The 19923-nt window shown below is 57.3% G+C and carries 19 protein-coding genes; 10 read left to right on the top strand and 9 right to left on the bottom strand.

Features of this window, described 5'->3' with window-relative positions; all coding sequences use genetic code 11:
• Nucleotides 1-9 precede the first annotated feature (9 nt).
• On the bottom strand, nucleotides 10-567 hold the full coding sequence (gene puuR, locus FCL49_RS04500; protein ID WP_153860738.1) for an HTH-type transcriptional regulator PuuR: 558 nt from the start codon (nucleotides 565-567) through the stop codon (nucleotides 10-12).
• Nucleotides 564-1325, bottom strand: coding sequence for a gamma-glutamyl-gamma-aminobutyrate hydrolase (gene puuD, locus FCL49_RS04495; RefSeq protein ID WP_174352583.1), 762 nt, complete (start codon nucleotides 1323-1325; stop codon nucleotides 564-566). The genes puuR and puuD overlap by 4 nt, the downstream gene beginning before the upstream one ends.
• Before the next feature lie 239 nt (nucleotides 1326-1564).
• On the opposite strand from puuD, the gene FCL49_RS04490 reads away from it, so the two are divergent.
• The 5 genes from FCL49_RS04490 to FCL49_RS04470 all read left to right on the top strand — a co-directional run bounded on the left by FCL49_RS04490 (nucleotide 1565) and on the right by FCL49_RS04470 (nucleotide 7402).
• On the top strand, nucleotides 1565-2983 hold the full coding sequence (locus FCL49_RS04490) for a glutamine synthetase family protein (protein WP_012006490.1): 1419 nt from the start codon (nucleotides 1565-1567) through the stop codon (nucleotides 2981-2983).
• A gap of 317 nt (nucleotides 2984-3300) precedes the next feature.
• The gene (locus FCL49_RS04485; protein ID WP_174352582.1) at nucleotides 3301-4671 is read left to right on the top strand and encodes an APC family permease; all 1371 of its coding nucleotides are present in this window, start codon (nucleotides 3301-3303) and stop codon (nucleotides 4669-4671) included.
• Between the two features lie 223 nt (nucleotides 4672-4894).
• Nucleotides 4895-5788, top strand: coding sequence for an aromatic amino acid DMT transporter YddG (gene yddG, locus FCL49_RS04480; RefSeq protein WP_174352581.1), 894 nt, complete (start codon nucleotides 4895-4897; stop codon nucleotides 5786-5788).
• A 72-nt stretch (nucleotides 5789-5860) separates the two neighbouring features.
• Entirely contained in the window at nucleotides 5861-6133 is a 273-nt protein-coding gene (locus FCL49_RS04475; protein ID WP_174352580.1) for a hypothetical protein, read from the top strand.
• A gap of 387 nt (nucleotides 6134-6520) precedes the next feature.
• Nucleotides 6521-7402, top strand: coding sequence for a nucleoside-specific channel-forming protein Tsx (locus FCL49_RS04470; protein ID WP_135316228.1), 882 nt, complete (start codon nucleotides 6521-6523; stop codon nucleotides 7400-7402).
• Between the two features lie 55 nt (nucleotides 7403-7457).
• Here FCL49_RS04470 and FCL49_RS04465 read toward each other — a convergent pair whose 3' ends face one another.
• A complete protein-coding gene (locus tag FCL49_RS04465) occupies nucleotides 7458-7637 on the bottom strand; it encodes a hypothetical protein (RefSeq protein ID WP_017892577.1) in 180 nt (59 codons plus the stop codon).
• Between the two features lie 461 nt (nucleotides 7638-8098).
• Between FCL49_RS04465 and FCL49_RS04460 the strand changes: the two genes are divergently transcribed.
• Nucleotides 8099-8569: an anti-virulence regulator CigR family protein gene (locus tag FCL49_RS04460; protein WP_174352579.1), complete on the top strand. Its 471-nt coding sequence runs from the start codon at nucleotides 8099-8101 to the stop codon at nucleotides 8567-8569.
• A 115-nt stretch (nucleotides 8570-8684) separates the two neighbouring features.
• Nucleotides 8685-9215 (top strand): chorismate mutase, encoded by a 531-nt coding sequence (locus tag FCL49_RS04455; RefSeq protein WP_174352578.1) that lies wholly within the window; start codon nucleotides 8685-8687, stop codon nucleotides 9213-9215.
• Nucleotides 9216-9224: 9 nt separating this feature from the next.
• Here the strand turns inward: FCL49_RS04455 and FCL49_RS04450 are convergent, their stop codons facing one another.
• The 4 genes from FCL49_RS04450 to hutC form a co-directional block, all read right to left on the bottom strand.
• Entirely contained in the window at nucleotides 9225-10760 is a 1536-nt protein-coding gene (locus FCL49_RS04450) for a serine hydrolase domain-containing protein (protein WP_174352577.1), read from the bottom strand.
• Nucleotides 10761-11032: 272 nt separating this feature from the next.
• The gene (hutG, locus tag FCL49_RS04445; RefSeq protein ID WP_174352576.1) at nucleotides 11033-11836 is read right to left on the bottom strand and encodes an N-formylglutamate deformylase; all 804 of its coding nucleotides are present in this window, start codon (nucleotides 11834-11836) and stop codon (nucleotides 11033-11035) included.
• Entirely contained in the window at nucleotides 11833-13056 is a 1224-nt protein-coding gene (hutI, locus tag FCL49_RS04440; protein ID WP_174352575.1) for an imidazolonepropionase, read from the bottom strand. Before hutI ends, hutG begins: the two co-directional genes overlap by 4 nt.
• Nucleotides 13057-13214: 158 nt before the next feature.
• Nucleotides 13215-13970, bottom strand: coding sequence for a histidine utilization repressor (gene hutC / locus FCL49_RS04435; protein ID WP_012006500.1), 756 nt, complete (start codon nucleotides 13968-13970; stop codon nucleotides 13215-13217).
• A 177-nt stretch (nucleotides 13971-14147) separates the two neighbouring features.
• On the opposite strand from hutC, the gene FCL49_RS04430 reads away from it, so the two are divergent.
• The 3 genes from FCL49_RS04430 to FCL49_RS04420 all read left to right on the top strand — a co-directional run bounded on the left by FCL49_RS04430 (nucleotide 14148) and on the right by FCL49_RS04420 (nucleotide 17150).
• Entirely contained in the window at nucleotides 14148-15518 is a 1371-nt protein-coding gene (locus FCL49_RS04430; protein WP_174352574.1) for a formimidoylglutamate deiminase, read from the top strand.
• Complete coding sequence (locus tag FCL49_RS04425) at nucleotides 15518-16081, top strand: HutD/Ves family protein (protein WP_174353466.1); 564 nt, start codon at nucleotides 15518-15520, stop codon at nucleotides 16079-16081. The genes FCL49_RS04430 and FCL49_RS04425 overlap by 1 nt, the downstream gene beginning before the upstream one ends.
• 67 nt (nucleotides 16082-16148) lie before the next feature.
• The gene (locus FCL49_RS04420) at nucleotides 16149-17150 is read left to right on the top strand and encodes a LacI family DNA-binding transcriptional regulator (protein WP_174352573.1); all 1002 of its coding nucleotides are present in this window, start codon (nucleotides 16149-16151) and stop codon (nucleotides 17148-17150) included.
• Nucleotides 17151-17202: 52 nt separating this feature from the next.
• Here the strand turns inward: FCL49_RS04420 and FCL49_RS04415 are convergent, their stop codons facing one another.
• Both FCL49_RS04415 and FCL49_RS04410 read right to left on the bottom strand, forming a co-directional pair.
• On the bottom strand, nucleotides 17203-18645 hold the full coding sequence (locus FCL49_RS04415) for a glycoside hydrolase family 32 protein (protein WP_174352572.1): 1443 nt from the start codon (nucleotides 18643-18645) through the stop codon (nucleotides 17203-17205).
• Entirely contained in the window at nucleotides 18642-19901 is a 1260-nt protein-coding gene (locus FCL49_RS04410; RefSeq protein ID WP_174352571.1) for an MFS transporter, read from the bottom strand. Before FCL49_RS04410 ends, FCL49_RS04415 begins: the two co-directional genes overlap by 4 nt.
• Between the last annotated feature and the right edge of the window lie 22 nt (nucleotides 19902-19923).

Here is a 19923-nt window from a genome sequence, read left to right as displayed (position 1 = left end):
CTCCGTTGATCAGAATGTCGTCGGCGTATGGGCGCTGATAATCCGGCAAATCCGCGCCGACGTGTTGCTGAAACTGTGGGGAATGCCGGTGTTGATGGCGTAGCTCTGGCCAGCCGACAGGTGATAGGCCTGCCCGTTGACCTGTAATAACACTTCGCCTTCCAGCAGGGTGCCGATCTCTTCCCCCTGATGCTTGATACGTTCGCCGGTGGTGGTACCCGGTTCATAAGTTTCGATCATCATCGCCAGGGTGCGATTAGGATCGCCGTTGTGGATCAATTTCATCGATACCCCCTGGCTGCCAATCTCAATCAGATCCTGGCTGTCGATAACAATCTGTGGTTCATCCGGTATTTCCGGTTCGGCGAAAAACGCCGACAGTGACAGCCCGTACACCGTCAGCAGCTTTTGCAGGGTACTGATGGCCGGGCTGACCTTGTCCTGCTCGATGGTGCTGATGGCGCTATGGGTTAATCCAGACAGTTCGGCCGCGCGGCGCTGTGACAATCCCAGTTGCTGGCGGATTTGCGACAGGCGTTTTCCCGGTGCCAAGCTGACATCGCTCATGGGCGTTTTTCCTTTTGATAGTTCCGGCAGGCGCTAATAAACCCCTCAAACAGCAGGCGTGACAGGGCGTATTCTTCACTGTTCCATTCCGGGTGCCATTGCACACCCAGCGCAAAAGGTTGGTCGCGCAGGCTGATGGCTTCCACCAAGCCATCGGCGGCGTGGGCCTCGATACGTACGCCAGGGCCAAGGGTTTTTGCGCCCTGACCATGCAGTGAGTTGACCCAGAATCGGTTGCAATCCGGTATCAGTTGCGTGAGTAAGCCGCCCTCCTGAACGATGACTTCGTGGGCGGGGGCGTATTGTTGTTCCAGCGGCAGGTCGTGATCTTCGCGATGCTCGAGCAGTTCGGGTAATTCAAACAGCCGACGGTGCAGGGTGCCCTGGCTGGCGACCACCATTTCTTGCATGCCGCGGCAAATGGCGAAAAGGGGAATGCGCCTGTCGAGCGAGTGGCGGATCAGTGCCAGGCTCAATTCATCTCGCCCAGGATCGGCGTCAGGCTCATCGCCGTTTTCACCATAAAGGTGCGGCTGCACATTACTGGGGCTGCCCGGCAGCAGGATCCCGTCAAGGCGCTCCAGCAATTCTTCCAGCAATTTCGGCTCCGCCAGCGCGTGTGGCAGGGCGATTGGCAACCCTCCTGCAGCGATGACGGCATTTAGGTACTTTTCTTGCAAGGTCTGAGTGAGGTGCCCGTTTAACCTATACCTGCACATCACTACGCCGACCACCGGTCTGTTAAATATATTGCCCATGCTATCCCCTTGGTATGTTCGAAATTATGAACGATAAGCTTCTCCACTGCCGTTTTCGTTCAATATTTTATAAATCTAGCAGTCAAATGGGCAATATTCAAACTCAAAGTAACACTTGCAAAACAATTTTGTTGCATCTATGTTTCATTGGTGGACATTATATTGAGCAAGATGGTCAAAAAACATCGACGGCAATAAGTGTGAGAACCACAGACAAAAACATACATGGCGGGTGAATCATGCAGACCAACATAGTAGAAGTGGAAAACTTTGTTCAGCATCATGAAGAAAAGCGAAGTAGCGCGTTCCAGCGTGAAGTGAAGAACTACCTGGAGCGTTATCCATTAACTCAGCACGTTGACGTTCTGCTGACCGACCTTAACGGCAGCTTCCGCGGCAAACGTATCCCGGTCGCTGGGTTGAGCAAGCTGGAGAAGGGCTGTTACTTCCCGGCGTCGGTGTTTGCAATGGATATTCTCGGTAACGTGGTTGAAGAGGCCGGACTGGGGCAGGAGCTGGGTGAACCGGACCATATCTGCGTGCCGGTTCTGGGCACCCTGACGCCGTCGGCGGCGGATCCGCAATATATCGGCCAGGTGTTGCTCACCATGCTCGATGAAGATGGTACTCCCTTTGACGTTGAACCGCGCAATGTGCTGAACCGAGTGTGGCAGCGTTTGCGTCAGCGCGGGCTATCCCCCGTAGTAGCGGTAGAGTTGGAGTTCTATCTCATCGATCGCCAGCGCGATTCGGAAGGCTATCTGCAGCCGCCGTGTGCGCCGGGCACCCAGGAGCGCAACACCCAAAGCCAGGTGTACTCGGTCGATAATCTTAACCACTTTGCCGACGTACTGAGCGAGATTGACGAACTGGCGCGTATGCAGGGCCTGCCGGCCGACGGTGCGGTGGCGGAAGCCTCACCCGGCCAGTTTGAAGTCAACCTGCATCATACCGACAACGTTCTGCAGGCCTGCGACCATGCGCTGGCGTTAAAACGCCTGATCCGTATGGTGGCGGAAAACCACAACATGCAGGCCACCTTTATGGCCAAGCCCTATGAAGAACACGCCGGTAGCGGTATGCACGTTCATATCAGCATGCTGGACCGGCAGGGCAACAACGTACTGGCCGATGACGACGGTGAAGACTCCGCACTGCTAAAGCAGGCGCTGGCCGGGATGATTGCCCTGATGCCTTCTTCTATTGCGTTGCTGGCACCGAACGTTAACGCCTATCGTCGTTTCCAGCCGGGCATGTACGTGCCGACCCAGGCGTCCTGGGGGCATAACAACCGTACCGTGGCGCTGCGCATTCCCTGCGGCGATCGCGACAGTCATCGCGTGGAGTATCGCGTAGCCGGTGCTGATGCCAACCCTTATCTGGTCATGGCGACCATTCTGGCAGGCATTGTCTACGGCCTGGAAACCACGCTGCCGTTGCAAGAGCCAGTGACCGGCAACGGGCTGGAGCAGGAGGGGCTGCCGTTCCCAATCCGCCAAAGCGATGCGCTGTATGAATTTGAGCATCAGCCGGTGCTGAATGCCCTGCTGGGCGAAAGGTTCAGCCATGTCTACCTGGCTTGTAAAACCGATGAGCTGGTGCAGTTTGAGCGCCTGATCACCGAAACCGAAATCGAGTGGATGCTGAAAAACGCCTGACCCGCTCGACGCCAATCCTACCGCGCGCGTATGGCGCATTCCGCCGGCTATCCTGTGGCCTGCGATGCTGCGCGCTGCGGTAAAGCATTGCTTCCACTTTGGCGTACAGGACGCCGGCGAGGAAATAACCATGACAGCCATAACTGTTTCATCCGTCTGCGCAGGTATCTGCCTGTGCCGCAGTGAATACGGGCCAGCCGCTGGCCGAGTTTTATTGTCTTTAAATCGTACCTCCCGCCGCCTGAGCAGCAGTTTCCCCGCGGCCTCTCTGAATGACGTTAAACGGTTACCAGCAGAGGACAACGAGGGGAAGAGCCATGACGACTAATGTGACTGACGTTAATGAGGCGGCCAAGCCGCAACTGCGTAAAAGCCTGAAGTTGTGGCAGGTGGTAATGATGGGCCTGGCCTATCTGACGCCAATGACGGTGTTCGACACCTTTGGGATTGTCTCCGGCCTGACCGACGGCCACGTACCGGCCTCCTATATACTGGCGTTGGCCGGCGTGCTGTTTACCGCCATCAGCTATGGCAAGCTGGTGCGCCAGTTCCCGACCGCCGGTTCGGCCTACACCTATGCGCAGAAAGCCATTAATCCGCACGTCGGTTTTTTGGTGGGCTGGTCTTCGCTGCTCGATTATCTGTTCCTGCCGATGATCAATACCCTGTTGGCGAAGATATACCTGACGGCGTTGTTCCCTGAAGTGCCGCCGTGGATATGGGTAGTGGGTTTTGTGATTATCATTACCGCCATCAACCTGAAAAGCGTCAATCTGGTGGCCAACTTCAATACCCTGTTCGTACTGGCCCAGGTGGCGATCATCGTGGTGTTTATCTACCTGGTGGTGCGTGGCTTGCACAACGGTGAAGGGCTGGGGACGGTGTGGAGCCTGCAACCCTTTGTCAGCGAAAATGCGCATTTACTGCCGATTATCACCGGCGCCACCATTTTGTGTTTCTCGTTCCTCGGCTTTGATGCGGTAACCACACTGTGCGAAGAAACGCCCGATGCCGCCCGGGTGATCCCGCGCGCTATCTTCCTGACCGCGCTGTATGGCGGGGTGATCTTCATCAGCGTGTCATTCTTTATCCAACTGTTTTTCCCTTCCATTCAGCGCTTTCATCAGCCGGATGCGGCACTGCCGGAAATTGCGCTGTACGTGGGCGGCAAGTTGTTCCAGTCGATTTTCCTGTGTGTCACCTTTATCAACACCCTGGCCTCGGGCCTGGCGTCGCATGCCAGCGTTTCACGGCTGTTGTATGTGATGGGGCGCGATAACGTGTTCCCGGAAAAATATTTCGGCTATATCCACCCGAAATGGCGCACGCCATCACTCAACGTGTTGCTGGTGGGGCTGGTGGCCCTGTCCGCGCTGTCGTTCGACCTGGTCACGGCGACCGCCTTGATCAACTTCGGTGCGCTGGTGGCTTTCACCTTCGTTAACCTGTCGGTGGTCAGTCATTTCTATATTCGCGAGGGGCGGAACAAGAGCTGGAAGGATCGCTTCAACTACCTGTTCCTGCCATTGGTCGGGGCGTTAACGGTTGGCGTGTTGTGGTTAAACCTGGAAAAAAGTTCGCTGACCATGGGACTGATCTGGGCGGTTATGGGCTTTGGTTACCTGGCGTATCTCACCCGGCGTTTCCGCCAGCCGCCACCGCAGCTGGAAAGACAACCGCAGCAATAAGGCTATTGATAAACCCACGCAAGAGATAAATCGGTAGGGGTCGAACATGTTCGACCCGATTTAAGCTATTGATTATGTTATAGGGCGCAGCGTGCAGCGCCCCTACCATGAAACCTCGGCACATTTTGTCAGCAGTCTGAGGCGGGTTTTCCCGCCTTTCTTTTTTGTCCGTCGGACAGTAGAGTGAAAATACTGAGAAAAAATAACCGATTGGGTCACCTCCATGTCTTCACTCCCCGTTTCGTATAAAGCCACTTTGCTCGGTCTGCTGGCAATCCTGCTGTGGAGCAGCGTGGTTGGCCTGATCCGCAGCGTCAGCGAAGGGCTGGGGCCGATTGGCGGTGCTGCGATGATCTACAGCGTCAGCGCGGTTTTTCTGCTGCTGGCGCTACGGCTACCCAATCTTCGCCATTTTCCGCGCGCCTACCTGATCCTCGGCAGTCTGCTGTTTGTCAGCTATGAGATCTGCCTGTCGCTGTCGCTGGGCTATGCCAACACCCGCCTGCAGGCCATCGAAGTAGGGATGATCAACTACCTCTGGCCCTGTTTCACCGTACTGATGGCGCTGGTGTTTAACGGACAAAAGGCCAAATGGTGGCTACTGCCCGGACTCTTACTGTCGTTGTTCGGTATCGGTTGGATCATGAGTGGTGAGGGCGGCTGGTCGCCGGCGCAAATGCTGGCAAACGTACGCAGTAATCCATTGAGTTATTCGCTGGCCTTTGGTGGCGCGATCATTTGGGCGTTATATTGCAACCTGACCAAGAGAATTGCCCAGGGCCATAACGGCGTGGTGCTGTTTATTACCCTGACCGCCGTTGCGCTGTGGGTGAAATACGCCTTTAGCCACGAAAGCGGCATGCAGTTCACCCTGCCGGTGACCCTGACGTTACTCTGTGCCGGCATGGCGATGGGGGCGGGGTACGCGGCGTGGAACGTGGGTATTTTGCACGGCAATATGACGCTGTTGGCGACGGTGTCTTACTTTACCCCGGTGCTGTCGGCGGTATTTGCCGCACTGGTATTGAATACCACACTGACCGCCAGTTTCTGGCAGGGCGTGGTGATGGTGACTCTGGGATCGTTAATCTGTTGGCGGGCAACCCGAGGAAACTAACGGAAATGATCCGCCGGTTGCCCAATGTTGAACTAGAATCTAACTAGCAGACAAACATGAAGGAACATAAAAATGAGAGACGATATCCAATTCATTCAGCAGCCAGAGATTGACGGTGGAAGTTATATGCGCGGTGATACCGTGCGCCTGACTACTGCCAATCTGCGCCATGAATATCAGCTTGATGTCAGCATTCTGCGCCGGGAAGACAAGCTGATTTATGGTTCGGTGATCGCCGCCGCGCCGAAGGTGGATATCCCGCCCAAGGAGTGGGAGATCCAGCCGGGGCAAGAGGTGGTGTTCCGTAAGGAAAATATCGCCAAGGCGATACCTTCAATTAGCTGAATCCTGGCAAGAGTTCCTCCGTTTTCCTCAGCAGTATTCCCAAGAAAAGCCGGTGCTAAAAACGCCGGCTTTTTCATTTCTGCGACAGACCCGGTAACTTTTTTGTGCTGAGCACAATTGGCACAGAAACTGCTTTAAAAATCACCGTGCATGACAAAAATCACAGCGATCGTGAATTTTCATGAAACATAATTTGACAAATGTGAACGCAATCGATTACCTATTCGCAAAATGCATAACTGGATCACAGATTCTTACACCCAGTGATTTCTATAATGCGCGCGTCGCCGAAGAAGTTTGTAAGCGGAGGCAACGCCAGGTGTCGTCAGACTCATTGTCATCTTTTCTAACGGGCAGGAAATGGCCCTTTAAGCATGTGGTAATAAAATGAAAAAAATAGCTCTCGCAGCAGGTATCCTGCTCGCAGCGTCATACAGCGCATCTTCAATGGCTGATAGCAAAGACAGCCAATACGTCTCGGATTGGTGGCACCAGAGCGTTAACGTGGTGGGCAGCTACCACACTCGTTTCGGACCTCAGTTGAACAACGATGTTTACCTGGAGTACGAAGCCTTCGCTAAAAAAGATTGGTTTGATTTCTATGGCTACGTCGATGTGCCTAAATTCTTCGGCGTAGGCAACACCCCGGACCGCGGTATCTGGGACAAGGGCTCACCGATGTTTATGGAGATCGAACCTCGTTTCTCTATCGACAAATTGACCGGTACCGATCTGAGCTTTGGTCCATTTAAAGAATGGTACTTCGCCAACAACTACATCTATGACCTGGGCCACGACACCGACGGCCGTCAGAACACCTGGTACATGGGTCTGGGCACCGATATCGAGACCGGCCTGCCGATGAGCCTGTCGATGAACATCTATGCCAAATACCAGTGGGAAAACTACCAGGCTGCCAACGAAAACAGCTGGGATGGTTACCGCTTCAAGGTGAAATACTTTGTGCCGCTGACCCAACTGTGGGGCGGCAATCTGAGCTACATCGGCTTTACCAACTTTGACTTTGGTTCCGATCTGGGCAAAGACAGCAACTGGACCGACGGCACTGGCAAACAGGTTCGCACCAGCAACTCGATCGCTTCCAGCCATATTCTGGCGCTGAACTACGATCACTGGCACTACTCCTTCGTGGCGCGTTATTTCCATAACGGTGGCCAATGGCAGGATGGGGCAGATATTGGTACTCCACAGGGTCCAATCAAATCTACCGGCTGGGGTTACTACCTGGTCGCCGGTTATAACTTCTGATTTTCCGTGGTATCAGAAACAGAAAACCCCGCTTTGGCGGGGTTTTTTTTCGTCATCACTGCGCTTGTTCACCGGGTAAATGTCGCACCGGCATAAATAATCGTCCTTTGATTACATGGCATTCATTATCAATCCAACTGATGATTTGTTCACGGCTCACGCCTTCGGATTGCGCGTAGCGGTGAAGATCGCCATTAAAGTGCTGCGTGATATATTCCATGAGGGTCATTTGCATGTCTTTTGCTCCTGAACGCCCACCCGTCGCCAACTGGCTACCGCGGGAGGTTAAGGTTTCTCAGACGCTGAATTTAAAGTATTGGCAACCAAATCTCAACAAAAAGCACTGTCTTGGTGCATCTGATGTCGATTTATCGGTAAAAAGATTCCCGCACGGAAAGGCGGGAAGTATTCGGTAATATCACACTGAGTGATAAAAAAATGATTTGAGGTGCTACGAAAAAGAGCTCGCTAACTCTTTTTTGTGACTTAGCCAAACTACGGCAAGGCTTATTTCGCTGCAAGAAAAATCTTAGCTAAAAATTCGGTTTTATCGAATTGTTTTGCGCTGGAATAATATTTTGCAATATCGCCTGACAAGGGCCTCTGGATGGGATCACACTCTCAGAGTTTTCCGTATGCTTTATGCGGGAAATTAGGCTTATAGTTACGTTAATAACCCGTGCAGGAAGTGACATTATGAGTAAACGTCGTACTACTCTCACAGTGCTGGCGCTGATTGTTTCGATGGGCCTGTCATCCGCCCCGGCATTGGCCGATAAAGGGGGCAACGGTAACGGTCATGGCAACAATGGCAATCATGGCAACAACGGTAATCATGGTAATAACGGCAATCATGGTAATAAAGCCAAGGGCAACGAGAGCGACCAGGGGCTGGTTTCCGTCAGCATTTCCCGCGATCGTGCACGTTCACTGGCACGAAACTATGGTTTGACCGGCTACAGTTCCTTGCCGCCGGGTATTGCTAAAAATCTGGCGCGCGGTAAGCCGCTGCCTCCGGGCATCGCCAAGAAAATGGTGCCGTCATCGATGCTGCACGATCTGCCTTACTATCCGGGTTACGAATGGCGTATTGCCGGTGACGACCTGGTGCTGGTCGCTTTGAGTACCGCCCTGGTGGCCTCGGTGATCAACGGCGTGTTTAACTAAGGTTACGCTCTTCGTTTTAAAGCCTCGCCTCGGCGAGGCTTTTTTATTTGCCTGAAGAGCAGAGAACGTGGTGAACTCTTTTCCTGGTTATTTTCGGGAAGATAAGGGAATTGTCATGTTCAGGACGTTATTGATTGCCTGCTGTCTGGTCAGCTTTTCAGCGCTGGCGGACGGTGGTGCGGCGCTCGGCGAGCTGGTTAATCAGCGGTTGGCTTATATGAAGGACGTTGCCGGTTACAAGGCCCAGCAGCATTTGCCGATCGAGGATTTGGCACAGGAATCTAAAGTGTTGGCCAGCACGCAAGCCGAGGCAGAACGCCTGGGGTTGGATCCGCTTTCGGTGCGGCCATTTATCATGGCGCAAATGGATGCCGCCAAGGCAATTCAGTACCGTTTCCGCGCAGACTGGCTGGCACAACCGGAAAGTGACTGGCAGCCGCGTCCGCTCGATAGTGTACGGCCACAAATAGCGGAACTCAGCAGCCGCATTTTACAGCGGCTGGCGCAGCAGTTGAAAGCCGGCCCGCTGACCGAGGCCGCCCGTAACAATTTCATTCATGCTCTAACGCAGACCAATCTCAGTGAGGCCGACAAGCAGCGGCTGTTTAGCGCCTTGCTGGCCGTTAGGGCCGGTAAAACGGGGTGACCACCTGAATCAGTCGCCAGTGGCACCGCTACGCTGAAAGGTCAGCACCCGGCTGCGATTGGCGATCAAGTCTACGCTGTAACCGCGAAAATACAGGCAAAAACGTTTCTGCCACGGGCCGTCACTGCTTTCGACCAGCATGCGGCCCTGACCCAGTGAGCTGATAGTGCCGTGCTGTGCTGCGGGGCCAACGCCGATGTGTACCTGGTCACCGCAAATTTCAAAGGCGGTGCGGTATTGCGGGTGATACCACAAGCCCTGCACATGTTTCAGGCACTCGCGGTTGGCCGTGACCGGCAGGAAACGGCGCTCCACGTGGCAGACTTGCCCCTCAACCGCTTCACCGGTCCATTTCAGCCGTATCGGCATATGGGCGGAAAGCGAGACCGCGTAGCCGTCATCGGCCTGATACAGCGGTTCATCGCTCCCCATATAGGCGACATTGCCGTCTTTCACTTCCAGCCAGTAGGGATCGGCCACCGTGGTGTAAATGCCATCGGGAATGGTGTTGCTGCGTTGCGGCAGTGTTTCGCCCAGCAAAGCGGCCATCACCTGTAATGCCATGCCGAAACTGTCGCAGTCCTCACGGTTAGCCACCAGCGCGATGCCGGCTTGTCGATCGGGCGCCAGCAGGAAGTAGGTTTTGTAACCGGCGTGGGAACCGCCGTGCCCCAGCAGACGATGTTTGCCGAGTGGGGTTTGCGCCAGCCCCAAGCCGTAAGCGCTGAGTTGACCCTGATTGAGATGACGTGGGGCGCTCAGTTGCGCCAGCACGCCGCGACCCGGCCCCCGATTGGCCAGCAGCGTTTGCAACCAGCGGGTGAGGGCATTGGCGCTGCCGGTCAGACTGCCGGAGGCGGAGAGATGCAGGCCGGCGCTGGCCAGTTGCCAGCCCTGTTTTGAACGCCAGTAACCGGGGGTTAACCCCGGCACCACGTCAAACCAGCTCTCTGGCGCCCGTAGTTGCACTTTTAGCGGCTGGGCGATGTGTTGCTGCACCAGTTGGTCAAAGTCATACCCCTTGGCTTGCAGCGCCGCCTCAACCAACCGGTAGCCGGTATTGGTATAGGTTATTTCGCTGCCGGCCGGATAGTTCAGCCCGCCAAGCCCCTGAAGGAACTGCATCACCGGTTGCGCTTCGCTGCGGGCATGTACCGAGATGCCCAGCAAACCGAGAGTTTCACGCACGTCAGGCAGCCCACTGGTCATGTCCAGCGCCTGGCCGACGGTAACGTCCGCCAGCGGGGCCTGTAGCTCAGGCAGCAAGTCGCCAAGCCGGTCATCCAGACTCAGGGCGTTGTCGGTGGCATTGAGCGCCAGCGCGGCAAAAATATGTTTGGTCACCGACGCGTAACGCACCACGCTGTCGGCGGTAAAAGGGGTGTTTTGTGCCAGGTCAGCCAGACCGGCGCTGGCGCACGCCTGAGTCTGCGCGGCGTCGAACAGGGTAATGGCGCCGCCGGGTTCGCCGTCGTGCTGCCAATCCGCCAGCAGCCGCTCGGCGACTGCCTGTGCGGCGCGCCAGTTTAGTGGGATTTCAGACATACATCGCCTCCAGAGTGAGTTCCTGATTTGTGCCTCAGCGGGCTTTTCGCCAGATTGTCGCGTACCGCGAAATCCGTGGGCCGCTGTTTTGTGCGCTGTTCCGACCAGATTGAGGCATTTTTCGTCAAAACTGCGATGCAGTACGCAAATCGAAATGACAGCAGAAAAGAAGGCAAGATGTATGCCACAAAATTAGCGGACTAATGAGGGTATTTCGGCAGGCGTGGCGATGACGGGGCGGTGGCTCTGCCCCGTATCGGGAACAAACGGATCTAGCGGGACTGGCCGCCCCAGGAAAGCAGGCTGTCGATCATTTGTTTCAGCAGGCGTTGCAGGGAAGCGGCACGCTGCGGATCAAAGGCAAAGGGGTACTGTTCGGACATGTAGTTCACCTGCGCCAATTCCAGCTGGATCGCGTGCTGCTGCTGGTGCGGCTGACCATAAGCGCGGGTGATATAACCGCCCTTGAAGCGGCCATTAAGCACGTGGGTGAACTGCTGCTGTTGTTCACAGCAGGCAACCAGACGGTCACTTAGCGCCGGGGCGCAGCTTTCGCCGCCGTTGGTGCCCAGATTGAGATCCGGCAGTTTACCGTCGAATAAACGTGGGATCACCGAGGCAATAGAGTGGGCGTCAAACAGCAGCGCGTAGCCGTGTTTAGCCTTTAACCGCGCCAGTTCGTCTTGCAGTTGCTGGTGGTACGGCTGCCAGATCTGCTGCAGATAGCCGGCCCGTTCCTGGTCAGAAGGTGCTTTGCCGGGCAGAAAGCTCGGGCGGCCGTCAAACAGTACGTCCGGATACAGGCCGGTGGTGGCGGTGGTATACAGCGGCTTATCGTCCGCCGGGCGGTTCAGGTCAATGACAAAGCGCGAGTAATTGCCGACCAGCACGCTGGCTCCCATCGTACGGGCAAAGTCATATAACTGCGGGATATGCCAGTCGGTGTCGGGCAGCGGCCGTGCATCCTCGGTTAAACCGGCCTCAACCGCCGGAGTGAGCCGGGTTCCGGCGTGGGGAATGCTGATCAGCAGCGGCAGGCTGCCGGCGTGGAAATCAAAAGGATCGCTAATGGTCATTGACGTATTTCTCCTCGGAAAATCACCGTGCAGGGCAGTTGTCCACCCAACCAATAAGCCAGTTCAGCCGGTCGCGACAGCGGCCAGTGTATAAAGTCGGCCACCTTGCCGGTTTCCAGCGTACCGTGGCTCGCCTGTAGGCCGAGCGCTTTCGCCGCGTGGGTCGTTACGCCCGCCAGGGCTTCTTCCGGCGTCAGGCGGAACAGCGTGCAGGCCATGTTGATCATCAGGCGCAGCGACAGTGCCGGAGAGGTGCCAGGGTTGGCGTCGCTGGCTATTGCCATCGCCACGTTGTGTTTACGGAATAAATCAATCGGTGGGCATTGGGTTTCGCGCAGCAGGTAGTAAGCGCCCGGCAGCAGCACCGCAACGGTACCGGCGTCGCCCATAGCCCGGGCATCCTGTTCGGTGGCATATTCAAGATGATCGGCGGAAAGCGCATGGTGCTGCGCCGCCAATTCGCTGCCTCCCAGAGCGGAAAGCTGTTCGGCGTGCAGTTTCACCGGCAGTCCGGCGGCTTCTGCGGCGGCAAACACTCGCGCCACCTGTGCCGGTGAGAACGCCAGATGTTCACAAAAGGCGTCAACCGCGTCAGCCAGCCCGGCGGCGGCAGCCTGAGGAATAATGGTGTTGCATACCAAATCGATATAGTCGTCGGCCCGGTTGGCATATTCCGGCGGCAGTGCGTGCGCCGCCAGGCAGGTGGTTTTCACCTCTACCGGCAGCAGTTCGCCCAGTCGACGCGCCACGCGCAGCATTTTCAGTTCGCTTTCCGGCGTCAGTCCATAACCGGATTTGATCTCCACGCAGGTCACGCCTTCCGCCAGCAGAGGGCGTAGCCGGAACAACGCCTGTTCCAGCAGCCGTTCTTCGTCGGCATCGCGGGTGGCCTTTACCGTGGAGATGATGCCGCCGCCCTGAGCGGCGATCTCGGCATAGCTCACGCCGTTCAGGCGTTGTTCGAACTCTGCGCTGCGGTTGCCGCCGAACACCAGGTGGGTATGGCAGTCGACAAAGCCCGGCGTGATGATGCCGCCGTCGAATTTTACCCTTTCATCAGCGGTCAGCGTTGCCGGCAGCTCCGCATATTCACCCAGCCAGACGATTTTGCCGTCACGCACGGCGATCGCGCCGTTGCTGAGGGTGTGATACTTGCCGTCGCGCATGGTGACGATGTCGGCCCCGTGCCACAGGCTGTCGCAATGGATCTCAGAAGTCATGGCTTTTCTCCGCCGGAGCCTTGGCTCCCACATGGTTGTATATACAATTAAAAACAACCTAGCGCATTCATCGAGTTGTCACAAGAGGCGGGATAAAAATTTGTTATCGGGATGTGATCGTTGTGGAAGGGCGGGTGCCAAAGCAGCACCCGCAGGGCTCAGACTTCGCTGGTGAAACGGCCAAACAGCTGATAGCGGCTGCCGGGGTACAGCAGGCGTGCCGAGGTCACGACGGTTTTGCCGGACCAGGTGCGGCGATGGATCAACAGGCCGGGTTCGTGGTCTTCCAGTTGCAGCAGTTCGCGCTCCTGGTGGGTTGGCACCACGGCTTCCACGATGTGCTCGCCTGCGGTCAGCGGAGCGGCTTGCGTCAGATAAATATAGGGTGTGACACGGTCGAAATCCTGCAGCATGTAGTCGGGGGCTATCAGAGGATTGACGCAGCGGTCTTCCACCTGCACCGGCAGGTCGTTTTCATAATGCACGATTTGCGAATAAAACAGCTGTTGGCCGGGTTGAATGCCCAGCGCCAGCGCTTCTTCTTCACTGGCTGGCCGGGCCTTTAACTGCAGGATCTTGCTGCTGTGGCGGTGGCCACGGGCGGCGATTTCGTCGGCGATGTTATGCACTTCCAGCAGGGCGGTGTGCGCTTTGGCTTCGGCGACAAAGGTCCCCACGCCCTGCATGCGGATCAGGAAACCTTCGGTGGTCAGTTCGCGCAGCGCACGGTTGATGGTCATGCGACTGACGCCAAGCTCGGCCACCAGTTCACTTTCCGAGGGCACGCGTTGGTGCGGTAGCCAGTGGCCGGCACGGATTTGGTTTACGATCGCCTGCTTGACCCGTTGATAGATCGGGGCGGGGGTATCGCTCATGGCAGCAGCCAGTTGCAGCACGGTCTGTTGATCAACCAAGACGTTAACCTCGTCAAATAAAAAAATAATAACACCAGTTTACTGTTGGTGTCGGCGTATGTATATGTATATACAACTAAGGGCCGGTTCGCCACAGCAATGCGATGGGCCAGTGCATTTTTCGGATGCGCGATTATCGCGCGTTATTAGTCTTTACACTAACAGTGGAATTCTGCCATGCCTGCTTATTTTGCCTCACGCGCTCTGCTTCCTGAAGGCTGGGCGCATAACGTTCGGCTGGACGTTAATGCGCAAGGTCACCTCACCCAGGTGACTGCCGATGCCGATCCTGAAGGCTGCACCCGACTGCACGGCGACGTAGTGCCGGGGATGCCGAACCTTCACTCTCACGCCTTTCAGCGTGCGATGGCCGGGCTGGCGGAGGTGGCGGGCAATCCGCAGGACAGTTTCTGGACCTGGCGCGATCTGATGTATCGTCTGGTACAGCGGCTGACGCCGGAGCAGGTCGAGGTGATCGCCCGCCAACTGTATATCGAAATGCTGAAAGGGGGATACACCCAGGTGGCGGAGTTCCACTATCTGCATCACGGTGCCGACGGCAATCCTTATGCCGATCGCGGCGAAATGACCGGGCGGCTCAGCCAGGCGGCGGCGCAGGCGGGTATAGGTATGACGCTGTTGCCGGTGTTGTACAGCTACGCCGGGTTTGGCGGCCAGCCCGCCCAGCCAGGGCAAAAACGTTTTATTCAGAATGCAGACGGCTATCTGGAACAACAGCAGGTGATCGCGCGGCAGTTGGTGGATCAGCCCCTGCAGAACCAGGGCTTGTGTTTCCACTCGCTGCGTGCGGTGGAACTGGGCCAGATGCGGCAGATCCTGGCGGCATCCGACCAAGCCCTGCCGGTGCATATCCATATCGCCGAGCAGCAAAAAGAGGTCAACGACTGCCTGGCCTGGAGCGGTCGCCGTCCGGTAGCCTGGTTGTATGAGCACCTGCCGGTGGATAGCCGCTGGTGTCTGGTGCACGCGACCCATCTTGATCGCGACGAGCTCGAGCAGTTGGCGCGCAGCAAGGCGGTGGCGGGCCTGTGCCTGACCACCGAAGCCAATCTGGGCGACGGTATTTTCCCCGGTGACGCCTATCTGCAGCATCAGGGCCGTTGGGGCATTGGTTCCGACAGCCATGTGTCGCTCAACGTGGTAGAGGAGCTGCGCTGGTTCGAATACGGGCAGCGCCTGCGTGACCAGCGGCGTAACCGCCTGACCACGCCGGAGCAGCCTGCGGTGGCTGACGTGCTTTACCAGCAAGCTCTGCAGGGTGGGGCGCAGGCCTGTGGCGCACCGATCGGTCGTTTGCAAAGCGGCTACCGTGCCGACTGGCTGGTGCTGGACGGTGACGATCCTTACCTGGCCGCCGCGCCGGATGCCTCCGTTCTCAATCGCTGGTTATTCGCCGGGGGTAAAGAACAAATTCGCGACGTGTTTGTCGGCGGTCGTCAGGTCATTGACCAGGGGCGCCACGCATTGCAACAACAGAGCAGCGCAGAGTTCCTGCAGGTGCTGAAAACCTTTCAGCAGGAGGCATGATGAGCCTGACGCGTTTTGATTTTGCTGCGCTGCCGGTCACGCCGTGGCGCAATGGCGGCGGGGAAACCCGCGAGATTGCCTGCTGGCCGCCGGGGGCTCAGGACTTTGACTGGCGCGCCAGCATCGCCACCATCGCGCAGGACGGTCCGTTTTCGGCGTTCAACGGTATAGATCGCTCTATCACGTTGCTGGAAGGTGACGGTGTCCACCTGTTCAGCGAAGGGCAGATTGATCATCAGCTGTCACAGGTCGGCGAACCGTTCGCTTTCTCCGGCGATGTGGCGCTGCAGGCGACCCTATTGGGGGGCAGCAGTCAGGATTTCAACATCATGACCCGGCGCGGGCGCTGGGCGGCCAAAGTGCAACGCGTAACGGCGGCGACCACGCTGCCGGTGCAACATGCGGGCGTGTTATACGTGTTACAGGGAAGTTGGCTGCTGAGTGACGGTGTCACGCTGGCGGAACGTGAAGGCGGCTGGTGGGCGGCAGGTGAGCACGTCGGTTCACTGACGCCGCTGGCGGAGGATAGCGTTATTCTGTGGGCCGACATCACACCCGGTTAAAGCGGGCTAGAGTCCGGCGCTAAGTTGTGGGATTATCTGGTTTTCTATCCGACACAGAGAAGGGCGCATGGCCTCGCTGAAAGACGTTGCCAAACTTGCCGGGGTATCGTTAATGACGGTATCCCGCGCCATCAACGAGCCCGACAAGCTGCGGCCGGACACCTACCAACGCGTTAAGCTGGCGATTGACCAACTCGATTACGTGCCCGACCTCGCGGCGCGGCGTATTCGCGGTGACAGCAGCCGGGTGCAAACGCTCGGCGTGCTGGCGCTGGATACTGCGACCACTCCTTTCTCGGTGGACATGATCCTGTCGATTGAAAAAACCGCGCGTGAACACGGCTGGAACAGCTTTGTCGTCAACTTGTTCGCCGATGACAGCGCGGAGCACACCATCGATCTGCTGCTGGCGCATCGGCCGGACGGGGTGATCTTCACCACCATGGGGCTGCGGCAGGTGAGCCTGCCTGCCAAATTGCTGGATAAAAAGCTGGTGCTGGCCAACTGCGTCAGCCCGGAACATGCGGTTGCCAGCTACATTCCCGATGATGAGCAGGGGCAGTACGATGCCATGCGCACACTGATCGCCAAAGGGTATCGTGCGCCGTTGTGTATTCACCTGCCGGAGAACACCCTGGCGGCCGGATTGCGCCGCCGTGGACTGGAACGAGCCTGGCGTGAAGCCGGTGGCGACGTTGAGCAGTTGCGGCAATATCATCTTGATCTGACCGACGGTGACGAGCATTACCGCGACAGCGTGGAACTGCTGCAACGACACTTCTCGCCGGGGCAGCGTGATTGCGATGTGGTGGTGTGCGGCAACGATCGGGTGGCGTTTATCGTCTATCAGGTGCTGTTGGCGCAGGGCTGGAAAATCCCCCAGCAGGTCGGGGTGCTGGGCTATGACAATATGGTTGGCATCGGCCAACTGTTCCTGCCGCCGCTGACCACGGTACAGCTGCCGCACTACGAACTGGGCCGTCAGGCGGCGCTGCACCTGATTAATCAACTGGATCACCGGGAGACGCGAAAAGTGGCGTGCCCGCTGTTGCTGCGCGAGTCACTGTGACTCCGGGAGCGATGGGGCGCAGCATGCGGCGCCCCTGCCATTAACCGGACGGTCAGTCCCAGATACTCTCCAGCTCCCAGCCCTGTGATGCAGCAAACTGCGCCTGTCCACTTTCGGCAAACAGGCTAACGCCGCGTTGACCGTCGGCCGGGTAGATACGGCTGGTCAGACAGGCCACGCCCTGATTGACGAACACCTCCAGCGATGAACGATCAATAAAGACTCGCAGCGACAGTTCGTCCCCCTGCGGCAAAGGTACGCTGCGACAGCCGCACAGCCCTGGCTCCTCACTAAAACGCTCCAACACCAAACGGTGGGCCTGATTGTCGACGTACAGCCTTGCCGCGTTGCCGATGGCGATGCCATAGCGTTCGGCATCGCTGTTGGTCAGGTTCAGCGTCAATATCAATTCTTGCACTTCGCCGTCCAGAGCTTGCCTTTGGTTGGTCAATGTAACCGCAGCAAACGACTGTGGCTGACTGCGCAACGCCGTCAGTTCCCGTGCCGGGTTCATCAGCACATTGCCATCGGTTGCCAGCGTCAATTCGCGCGGCAGGGTAAGTGCACCGGCCCAGCCGTGCGCTTTGCTCGGCATCGGGGATTCCCACATATCCATCCAGGCGAACAGCATGCGGCGGCCATCGGCGGCGGTGAAGCTTTGCGGCGCATAGAAATCGTGTCCGCTGTCCAGTTCGCTGAAGGGCTGCGTAATGCCGAAGTCCTCGCCCGGTTGCCAGTGGCCGAGTAAGTAGCCGCTCTGGAAGCGGTTGCGATTGCGGTAACCCTGGGCCGCCAGCCCCTGAGGTGAAAACAACAGAACCTGTTTTTCGCCCAGCGGGAAGAAGTCCGGACACTCCCACATAAAGCCCTGACTCAGCGTCTGCGCGCCGCTCAGCACGCGGTCGAACTGCCAGTTGCGCAGGTCGCTGGAGCGATAAAGACGCGCCTGTCCCAGCCCGTTCTCTTTGGCTCCGACCACCATCCACCAAAGGTCATCGGCTCGCCAGACTTTAGGGTCACGAAAGTGCTCAATACCTTCCGGCGGCAACAGCACCGGCCCGTGTTTAACAAAGTGGATCCCATCCTCGCTGGTGGCCAGGCACTGTACCTCGCGCACCTGGTCATCATCGCCTGCTTTGCCCAGCCAGACGTGGCCGGTATAGAGCAGCGTCAGAACGCCGTTATCATCCACCGCGCAGCCGGAGAAACAGCCGTCTTTGTCATAGTCGTCGCCGGGGGCCAGAGCGATCGGTTGGTGCTGCCAGTGCGCCAGATCCCGGCTGGTGGCATGGCCCCAATGCATCGGCCCCCAGTTCTGGTCGTAGGGGTGGTGTTGGTAGAACGCGTGATAAACGCCATTAATACACACCAGGCCGTTGGGATCGTTGATCCAGCCGGCGGCCGGGGCCAGATGAAAGCGCGGGTAGTAGAGATCCTGACGCTGAGCGCGCAGGGCTTCGACCGCATGATCGGCTTGAGCTAAGGCATTTTTCATTGGGTTGGCTCACTTGATTTTAACGTGGATTGAAATTGAGGCGCACTGGCGACGGTCTCGCCGCGCAGCAGGAAGCAGGAAATCAGCGTGGTTCCGGCCACCGCGCAACCCATCAGCAAATAGGTGTCGGCAAAGCCGATGCGGTCGTAACCATAACCGGCCAGCGGTGCCAGAAAACCGGCGACAATTTGGCTGATAAACTGGAAGCCCACCAGGTACAGCGTGGAGGACAGGCGGCTGTCGAAGCGGGTGGTGATGTACTTGAACATCGCCACCAGCAGGATGGGCAATTCCACGGCGTGCAGCAGTTTCATGGCGGAAATCATCAGTGCGCCGCTGGCAAAGCCGGAACCGACCATGCGCAGCGCCATCACGCTGCTGGCCAACAACAGGCTTTGCTTGATGCCAATGCGGTTGACCAGCAGCGGGGCCAGGAACATGCCGCCGGCTTCCAGAAACACCTGCAGCGAATTAAGGAAACCGTACATGCGGTTGCCTTCCTCATGGGTGGGGAACTGCGAGGCGAAATACACCGGGAACTGTTGGTCAAACACGCCGTAGATGCTGGTGCCGAGAACGAACACCACCAGTGCCCAGAACCCCGGCAGGCGCAGCAGCGCCAGTGCATCCTGCAACTTCAGGTTTTCCGGCTTGCCGTATTCCAGACCGGCCATGGCGTTGGGTTTCAACTCACGCACTTGCCACAGCAACAGCAGGAACACCGCCGCCGAGGCCGAGGCGATCCAGAAGTTGATATTGGGGTCGATATTGTAGTTAAAGCCGGCAAAGAAGGTTGCGCTGGCCCAGCCCAATGACCCCCACATGCGCGCCCGGCCGAATTCGAAACCGACGATGCGGCTGACTCGTTCGGTATAGGATTCCAACGCACCAATACCGGCATTGAAAGCCAGGCTGACAAACACGCCGCCCACCAGTGCACCGACCACCAGATTGGTCTGTAGCAGCGGGGCGTAGACGTAGATAAAGAACGGGCCGGTGAGCAACAGCAGCACGCCGACAAACAGCAGCAGGTGCTTACGCAGCCCAAGCTTGTCCTGAATAAAGCCGTACAGCGGTTGGGCGCACAGCGCCATGATCGACATTGCCGCGAAGATCAGCCCGGTTTCTGTTCCTTTCAGGCCGATTTTCTGGTTCAGCCAGATAGAGATCAGTGAAAAGCTGGACGACCAGGTAAAGAAGAAGAAAAACAACAGGCCGCTGAGGAGCACATAATATTTTTTTGTTTCGCGGTTCATGTGGAATGCCCTGATGGATGAA

The organism is Serratia proteamaculans, assembly GCF_013337185.1.
Taxonomy (GTDB): domain Bacteria; phylum Pseudomonadota; class Gammaproteobacteria; order Enterobacterales; family Enterobacteriaceae; genus Serratia; species Serratia proteamaculans_D.
The sequence above is the reverse complement of the archived record's forward strand: the minus strand, read 5'-3'. Positions and strand labels throughout refer to the sequence as shown.